This is a genomic window from Actinoplanes sp. NPDC048791, assembly GCF_040650095.1.
Classification (GTDB): Bacteria; Actinomycetota; Actinomycetes; order Mycobacteriales; family Micromonosporaceae; genus Actinoplanes.
This window is the reverse complement of sequence record NZ_JBEZGQ010000306.1, coordinates 1-8,367: the sequence shown is the minus strand read 5'-3', so window position 1 is coordinate 8,367 and position 8,367 is coordinate 1. Positions and strand designations below refer to the sequence as shown.

At 70.8% G+C, this 8,367-nt stretch carries 6 protein-coding genes; 4 read left to right on the top strand and 2 right to left on the bottom strand.

The features are described 5' to 3' along the window. Positions 1–46: 46 nt before the first annotated feature. A complete protein-coding gene (locus AB0C29_RS22110) occupies positions 47–3,205 on the bottom strand; it encodes a glycoside hydrolase (RefSeq protein WP_360823005.1) in 3,159 nt (1,052 codons plus the stop codon). 227 nt (positions 3,206–3,432) lie between these two features. Here AB0C29_RS22110 and AB0C29_RS22105 point away from each other — a divergent pair, with 227 nt between their 5' ends. The 4 genes from AB0C29_RS22105 to AB0C29_RS22090 are packed head-to-tail and all read left to right on the top strand — an operon-like array spanning position 3,433 to position 7,865. Next, a complete protein-coding gene (locus AB0C29_RS22105; protein ID WP_360823003.1) occupies positions 3,433–4,833 on the top strand; it encodes an extracellular solute-binding protein in 1,401 nt (466 codons plus the stop codon). Next, entirely contained in the window at positions 4,833–5,834 is a 1,002-nt protein-coding gene (locus AB0C29_RS22100; RefSeq protein ID WP_360823000.1) for a sugar ABC transporter permease, read from the top strand. The genes AB0C29_RS22105 and AB0C29_RS22100 overlap by 1 nt, the downstream gene beginning before the upstream one ends. Next, the gene (locus AB0C29_RS22095) at positions 5,834–6,700 is read left to right on the top strand and encodes a carbohydrate ABC transporter permease (protein WP_360822997.1); all 867 of its coding nucleotides are present in this window, start codon (positions 5,834–5,836) and stop codon (positions 6,698–6,700) included. The genes AB0C29_RS22100 and AB0C29_RS22095 overlap by 1 nt, the downstream gene beginning before the upstream one ends. Before the next feature lie 55 nt (positions 6,701–6,755). Next, on the top strand, positions 6,756–7,865 hold the full coding sequence (locus AB0C29_RS22090; RefSeq protein WP_360822994.1) for an AI-2E family transporter: 1,110 nt from the start codon (positions 6,756–6,758) through the stop codon (positions 7,863–7,865). 4 nt (positions 7,866–7,869) lie between these two features. Here the strand turns inward: AB0C29_RS22090 and AB0C29_RS22085 are convergent. Further along, the coding region (locus AB0C29_RS22085) for a hypothetical protein (RefSeq protein ID WP_360822991.1) at positions 7,870–8,367 on the bottom strand (498 nt) is incomplete at its 5' end.

Here is an 8,367-nt window from a genome sequence, read left to right as displayed (position 1 = left end):
GCCGGAGATCATGGCCGATCGGGGTGCGGTGCCGCTGCCCGGCCGCCTACCTCCGGAACGCAATCGTGTAGCTGCGCGTCTGCGACTTGTCCTCGCTGGTGACCGTGACAGTCGCCGTACGGTTGCGGGCGGTCGGCCCGCGGACGTCCACGGTCGCGTACGGGTCGGCGGCCACCGCCGTGACCGTGGGCAGCTTGCCCCGGGCCTGCACCGAGTACGACGTACGCGCCGGATCGAAGCCGGCCAGGGCGGTGCCGTCGAGGGCGATGCCCGCCGCAGCCGCGTCCGGTGAGGTCCCTGGTGCGGCGGCGAAGACCTCGATCTCGCTGACGGTCATGTGCTGGTTCGGGCGCGCGGTCAGCACGACCCGGATCGCGTCCGTCGTGGCGGTGGTCGCGACGTCCACCACCGGGGCGGTCGCCGTGCCGGTGGGGACGGTCACCGGGCGGCCGGCGTCGGTCCTGGCGCCTTGCTGGGCGCGTACCTGGACCTGCAGGGTGTCGGCGTAACTGTCCGAGCCGTCGCGGTAGAAGTGCGTGACGACCCGGCTGACGGCCTGCTGTCCGGCCAGGTCGACGGTCAGAGTGTCGGCGGTGTTCTTCGCCCCCGACCGCCAGTTGGACCACGCCTTGTCGGTCAGCACGCCGTTGCGCAGGCCGTCGGGGGAGTAGCCGGACTCGGTGAAGGTGGCGGAGACCCCGGTGGACGGTGCGTCCCGCTCGACCGGGCGGGTGACCTGCACGCGGACGGTGGCCGGCAGGGTGCGGCCGTCGCCCGCGTCGGCCCGCCCGGCCACGGTCACCACTCCCATTGCGTCGAAGGCTCCGGGTGCCGTGGCCTGCCACGTCACCGGGCGCTCGACCCGCGCGCCGTGCCGGCCCAGGGCGGTGACGGTGGCCGGCAGCGCCGGCCGGCCGCCCGCGAAGGCCTTGGCCCGGGTCGGCACCGTCGAGACCAGCGTGTCGACCGCGACCGTGGCCAGGGCGCGGTGGGTCCGGCCGAGTGCGTCGGTGGCGACTCCCTGCACGGGTACGGTGCCCGCCCGCTTCCACGCCGACGCCGACGGCAGCCGCCAGGTGACCGGCAATGTCCCCCGGGCACCGTCGCGATAGCGCGGCACGACGGTCGCCGGCAGGGTGGGCGCGACTCCGGGCACGGTGAACGCCGCGGTGGGCTCGATCCCGAGCACCGTCTCGTCGATCACCCGCCAGCGCTGGTTGACCCCGGAGTTGGCCAGCCAGGTCGACACCGCGGCGCCGTCCTGGGTGGCCTGGCCGCCGACCTCCAGCAGGCGTCCGGTGCCCACGTTGACCAGCGTGGACGTGCCGTCGCCGGTGGTCGACAGGATCCACTGCGCACCCGGGCCCGGCTTACGGGCGGCCGGCACCAGGGTCACGGCGCCGTCGACGACAGCGAGCTGCCGGTCCCCGGCGGCGGTGCCGAGCGCGTAGCGGGTGCGGTTGCCGACGCCGGGGGACAGCCTGGTGAGGCGCCAGAGCTGCTCGGTGCTGCGCGGATCATCGGTACGGATCACGGCACCGGTGCCGCCCGGCGTGAGCGACCGGCCGCTCTGCACGCCCTGCAAGCGGTAGACGTGGCCGTCCTGCACCAGGGCGGCGGCGGAGGCCACTCCGGAGACGCCCTGGACCAGCAGGGTGGTCACCGACTCGGCCGGGACCTGGATCGACGCCGCGCGGTCGCGGACCGCGATCGGCGCGCCCCGGCGCAGGGCGCCGCCCGCGCTGGTGACGATCGGGGTCACGGTGGCGTTGCGGGCCACGCTGCCGAAGGCGGAGAGGTCCAGCCGTACGGTGCGCGCCTGCTTCGTGTCGTTGATGTGGACCACCGTGGCCCGCGCGCCGCTGGAGACGGCCGCGACGCTGGCGGTGTCGCCGACCTTGATCAGCCGGTCGCCGGGGCGGATGTGGTGGGTGAAGTTGCGGGCCGTGTCGAACTTGGTGTTGGTGTAGATCGGGCAGGTCCGCAGGGTGTCGGCGGCCGTGCAGTTGAACGGCAGCTGGATGCTGCCCCAGTTGGCGCCCGCGGCGCTCTCCCCGCCGGGCTTCATGTTGTCGTAGTCCTCGACCGGCTGCCAGAACACCCAGGCCGAGGGCTCCAGCTCGCGCAGGTCGTCGACCATCCGCTGGGCCATGCCCAGGCCGGGCGCCATGCTGGTGAAGCTCTGCCCGTCGCCCCAGGAGCCCTCGACCTCGCTCATCCACAGCGGCTTGCGCTCGCCCTTGGCGATGTCCCGCACGGTGGTGCGCTGCCCGGTCCCGTACGTGTGCACGTTGAGCTGGGCGACCAGGTCCCGGACGTCCTGCGGGTAGGCGTTCCAGTTGGTCGCGAAGGTGCCGGGGTTGGTCTCGTCCATGGCCGAGATCCGGGTGTGGCTGCGGGCCGCGGACAGCTTCGCCGCCAGCGCCCGGATCACCTGCTGCTGCAGGGCGGGTCCGGCGTGCGCACCCTCCTGGCGCCCGCTGACCGGGTTGCCGTCGGGTCCCAGCTTGGTGCCCCAGTACGGCGTGTTCGGCTCGTTGAGCGGGTCGATCGTGTCCACGGTGATGCCGTGGGCCCGCTCCAGCTCGGCGGTCACCCGGGTCAGGTACGTGGCGAAGTCGTCCACGGTGCCGGGGCGGATCTGGTCCTGGGTGGCGTCGAAGCCGCCGGAGACGTACCCGCTGACGGTCTGGAACCAGGGCGGTGAGTTGCTGAAGGTCTCCCAGTGGGTGATGTCCCGCTTGATCCGGTCGATCCACCAGCGCTGGGTCCGGTCGGCGTCGAGGTTCCAGTGCGCCGGGTTCCGCGGGTCCCACCAGTCGACGTCGGTGCGGGTCGTGCCGGCGGGGGCCCGCCACCAGCCCTCGACGGCGCCACCGGGGCGCAGGTAGTCGGGCACGTCCGGGGCGTTGCCGCCGCCGATGTTGTAGCGGGCGATGTTGAGGTTGAGCCCCTGCTCACCGAAGACCAGGTCGGCCAGCTTCTCGCGGACCTCGGCCGGGTAGTCGCCGGTGGCGTTGGCGAACCAGACCAGGCTGGTGCCCCAGCCTTCGAACGCCTGCCCCTGGTACGACGGATCGGGCCGCACGGTGACAGTGGGTCCGGCGGTGGCGGCCGGCTCGGCGGCGCGGGCATCCCCGCAGGTCAGCGCGCTCAGGGTGAGGACGGTTGCCGTGCAGGCGGCAGCCAGGCTCCGGAATCTCACGCGGACGGGTCTCCTTCGCGGCGGGGGTCTGTTTCGCGGCGGTCACGGGCGACCTCGCTCGGCAATGTTTACGCAAACATCGGCTGCGGTGATGGTGGCAGCCGTCCTCACCGGCGTCAAGGTGTCTGATCTCGGCACTGCCGGTGCCACCGGTTGCACGGTGGTCAAGTCCTTGATGTGATGCGTCGGTAACAAGTGACATCGATGCGTCACCGAGAGGAAATCTCGTGAAGATCGATCATGGACGGTTCTGGCGGCTGCCCGCGGCCGCGTTGCTCGTCACCGCGGCGCTGACCGGTTGCAGCGACGACGGTGGCGGCGACAGCGACGGCGGCGGCACCCTGACCGTGTGGAGCCTGGAGAACCAGACCGACCGGGTGCAGGCGACCCAGGCCATCGCCGACAAGTTCACCGCCGCGAGCGGCGTCAAGATCAAGATCGTCGCGACGGACGAGAACCAGTTCAGCAGCCTGATCACCTCGGCCGCGGCCGCCGGCACACTGCCCGACGTGGTCGGTGCGCTGCCGCTGGGGGCGGTGGCGCAGATGTCCACCAATGACCTGCTGGACACCGAGGCCGGCAAGGCCGTCGTGGACGCGCTCGGCACCGGCACCTTCTCGCCCCGTGCGCTGGAGCTGACCGGTCAGGACGGCAAGCAGCTGGCCATCCCCTCCGACGGCTGGGCCCAGCTGCTCTTCTACCGCAAGGACCTCTTCGACAAGGCCGGCCTGGCCGCGCCCGACACCTACGACAAGATCCGGCAGGCGGCGCAGCAGCTCAACTCCAAGGACGTCGCCGGGATCAGCATGTCCACCATCGGCAACGACGCCTTCACCGAGCAGACCTTCGAGAACCTGGCCCTGGGCAACGGCTGCGAGCTGGTCGACGCGAACAAGACCGTCACCCTGGACTCGCCGCAGTGCGTGCAGACCTTCCAGCTGTACGGCGACCTCGTCAAGAACTTCTCGGTGCCCGGGGCGCAGGACGTGGACACCACCCGCGCGACGTACTTCTCCGGCAAGGCCGCCATGGTGGTCTGGTCCTCGTTCCTGCTCGACGAGATGGCCGGCCTGCGCAAGGACGCGCTGCCCACCTGCGCGCAGTGCAAGGCCGACCCGGCGTATCTGGCCAAGAACAGCGGCATCGTCACCGCCATCGCCGGGCCCGCGGGCAAGCCGTCACAGTTCGGCGAGATCACCAGCTGGACCATCACCAAGGACGGCAAGAACACCGAGTCGGCCAAGAAGTTCGTCCAGTACATGATGAACGAGGGCTACACCGACTGGCTGGGCATCGCGCCGGAGGGCAAGTTCCCGGTGCGCAAGGGCACCCAGCAGGAGGCCACCAAGTTCACCACCGCGTGGAACGACCTGCCGGCCGGCGTGGACACCAAGAAGCCGCTCGGTGACGTCTACGCCAAGGACGTCATCACCGCGCTGCAGAACAGCCCGGACACGTTCCAGCGCTGGGGATTTCCGCAGAAACAGGGTGCCCTGGTCGGGGCGACACTGGGGGAGCTGCCCGTACCCAAGGCGGTCAACGCCCTGGCCGGCGGTGAGCTGGACGCGGCGGGAGCGGCCAAGCGGGCCGCCGACGACGTCAAGAGCATCCAGAAGTCGCTCGAGTAATGGTCGCGACCCGGCCGCCCGCGGCCGTCTCCCCGGTGAAGGACAAGCCGGGGAAACGGCCGCTGACCCGGCGGCAGCAGGAGAACCGGGCCGGGCTGATCTACCTGTCGCCCACCCTGGTCGTGGTGCTGGTCGTCGTGGTGCTGCCGATCCTGTGGACGGTCATGCTGGCCTTCCAGCGGATCCGGCTGATCAACCTGCGCCGGGCCGGCTTCTTCGGCGAGTACACCTGGGCCAACCTCGAGCTGGTGCTGACCTCGCCCGGCTTCTGGTCGTCACTGTGGACCACGCTGGCGTACACGATCGGGGCGACGTTCTTCTCGATCCTGTTCGGCCTGATCGCCGCGCTGGCCCTGCGCGGGCGCTTCCGCGGCCGCACGATGGTCCGCGCCTCGGTGCTGCTGCCCTACGTGGCGCCGGTCGTGGCGGTGACCTTCGTCTGGGAGATCATGCTCAGCCCCCAGTTCGGCATCGCCAACAACTGGGGCACGCGCTTCCTGGGCTGGGACCGCCCGATCGCGTTCCTGAGCCAGCGCGAGTACGAGGCGTCGCTGTTCGGCTGGCACTTCGACGTCCCGCTGGCCCTGCTGACGGTCATCGCCTTCGAGGCGTGGCGGTACTTCCCGTTCGCCTTCCTGTTCCTGCTCGCCCGGTTGCAGGCCGTCCCGCGTGACCTGGAGGAGGCGGCGCTGGTCGACGGCGCCGCGCCCACCCAGATCTTCCGGCACATCCTGCTGCCGCAGCTCGGCCCGGTCATCGCCCTGCTGACCGTGCTGCGTTTCATCATGACGTTCAACAAGTTCGACGACGTCTACCTGCTGACCGGCGGCGGGGCCGGCACGGAAGTGGTCAGCATCCGGGTCTACCAGTTCCTCACCGCGCGTTTCGACATCGGGGCCGCCTCGGCCCAGGCGCTGGTGCTGGCCGCCGGGCTCATCGTCCTGCTCGTCGTCTACCTGAAGTTCATGGCGCCACGAGTGGAAGGCGAGGAGGAGAACTGATGGACCGCGCTGCCGTCGAGACCCGGGTGTTCGGGGTCCTGCGCCGGGTCGTCATCGCCGTGCTCGTCGTGGTGACGCTGTTCCCGTTCCTCTACATGCTGCTGCTGTCGCTGCGCCCGATCGAGGAGGTGCTGCAGAACCCGGGCAAGCTCTGGGTCGGGCCGGCCGAGTGGACCACCTCGACGTACCGGGAGGTGCTGACCCCGTCGGGCCGCGGCGGCCAGGGCTTCCTGCGTTTCCTCACCAACTCGGCGCTGGTCTCGATCGCCGCCACGGCCCTGACCCTGCTGGTCTCCATCCCGGGCGCGTACGCGGTCAGCCGCCTGCGGTTCGTCGGGCGGCGCCAGGTGCACTTCCTGTTCCTGTCGGTCTACCTCTTCCCGTCGATCCTGCTGGCGATCCCGCTGTTCGTGCTGTTCACCCGGCTCGGCCTGCGCGGCTCGCTGGCCGGCCTGACCATCGTCTACATCGCTCAGACCGTGCCCGTGTCGATCTACATGCTGCGCAACTACCTGTCGACGATCCCGGTCAGCCTGGAGGAGGCGGCGGCGGTCGACGGCTACTCCCGCCTGCAGACCATCCGCAAGGTGATCCTGCCGCTGGCGGCCCCCGCGGTGATGGCCAACGCCCTGTACGTCTTCATGATCGCCTGGAACGAGTTCCTCTTCGCCCTGCTGTTCCTGGTCGAGGACCGCAACGACTGGACGGTGTCACTGGGCCTGGCGCAGCTCTCCGGCGGCATCGAGGTGAGCAAGACGGTCCTGATGGCCGGGTCGGTGGTGCTGACCCTGCCCATCGTGGTGCTGTTCTTCGCCGCCGAGCGGCTGCTGACCGAGGGCCTGACCGCCGGGGCCGACAAGGGCTGAACCCGGCGGGCGTTTCACCATGCGCACGCGGGGGGTAGATCTCTAGGGTGATCGCATGCCGGCAACGTTGAGCTCCACGAAGACCCGGGCCGCCCTGAGCACGTCGGCCCGGATATCCCTGCAGGTGCTGGTGCTCCTGGTGATGACCGGGGTGGTGCTGTGGCTGCTGGGCAAGATGTGGTCGGTGATCTGGCCGCTGGTGGTGGCCCTGCTGCTGACCACGCTGACCTGGCCGCTGGCCCGGTTCCTGCGCCGGCACCGCTGGCATCCCGCGCTGGCCGCGACCACCGTGACCCTGGTGTCCCTGCTGGTCGCCATCGGCGTCATCGTGCTGATCGTGGTGCCGGTCGCCTCGCAGTCCAGTGAGCTGGCCAAGGGCGTGGTCGACGGCATCCAGCAGATCCGCGAGTGGGCCGCCGGGCCGCCGCTGAACATCGGCGACGACCAGGTCTCCACGGCCTTCGACGCCGGGATCGACCGGATCCAGAGCAGCGTCGGCAGCATCGTCACCGCGACGGTCACCGGCGTGAGCACCGTGGTCAACGGCATCGTCACCACCGTGCTGGCCATCTTCCTGATGTTCTTCTTCCTCAAGGACGGGCCGCGCTTCCTGCCCTGGCTGACCCGGCAGCTGCCCGGCCGGCTCGCCGTCGACGTGCCCACGGTCGCCGCGCGCAGCTGGGACACCCTCGGCGCGTTCGTCCGTTCCCAGGCGTTCGTCGGCCTGCTCGACGCCGTGTTCATCGGCCTCGGCCTTTGGGTCGTCGGGGTGCCGCTCGTGCTCCCGCTCGCGGTGCTGACCTTCGTGACGGCCTTCGTGCCGATCGTCGGTGCGCTCTTCGCCGGGCTGGTCGCCGTGCTGATCGCGCTGGTCTTCAACGGACCCACTGACGCGTTGATCGTGCTGGCCATCATCGTGGCGGTGCAGCAGCTCGAGGGCAACGTGTTCCAGCCGATGGTGCAGAGCCGCGGCCTCGGCCTGCACGCCGCGGTGGTGCTGCTCGCGGTGACGCTGGGCAGCGGCCTGGCCGGGATCGTGGGCGCGCTGCTGGCGGTGCCGGTCGCCGCGCTGATCGCCGTGTTCTGGAACTACCTGCGCGAGCAGCTCAGCGACCCGGAGCCGGTGCCGGACCCGGAGCCCGAACCGGATCCGGTGGCGGAGTGACTCCTCAGAAGAAGTCGCCCCGGACCTTCAGCTCGGCGCCGTCCTCGACGGTCGTGGCGGTCACCGAGTAGCTGTCGTCACCGGCGTCCCGGCCGCCCTCGTTGTCGTAGCCGTACTTCGCGGTGAAGACGTACGTGCCCGCGCGCAGGGTGGCGCCGCCGGCCAGCTTGAAGTGGTAGACCAGCGCGTCCTTGTCGCGGACCACGGTGGTCTCGATCGTGGCGCCGGTGACGTCGTGCGTACTGCCCTGGTCGACGAGCCCGGCCGTCGGCGCCACCCGGACGGTGAGTTCCAGCGCGCGCACCGGCTCGCGGAGCTTGAGGGTGATGTCGCTGCGGCCGTCGGTGTCGTCGCTGTTCGGGTTGATCGAGCCGTCGGCCCAGATCGCGTCCCGCTGCGCGTCGTCCTTCGCCGCCGATGATCGGGCGTTCCCTGATACCGCAGGCGCCGATGCCCCGGCCGACGGCGCGCCGGCCGAGGGTGCGCCGGCCGAGGGTGCGCC

Bases quoted from the DNA above. Each gene is read 5' to 3' on its own strand.
- AB0C29_RS22095 (WP_360822997.1), top strand. From the start codon at position 5,834: ATGGACCGCGCTGCCGTCGAGACCCGGGTGTTCGGGGTCCTGCGCCGG.
- AB0C29_RS22090 (WP_360822994.1), top strand. From the start codon at position 6,756: ATGCCGGCAACGTTGAGCTCCACGAAGACCCGGGCCGCCCTGAGCACG.
- AB0C29_RS22100 (WP_360823000.1), top strand. From the start codon at position 4,833: ATGGTCGCGACCCGGCCGCCCGCGGCCGTCTCCCCGGTGAAGGACAAG.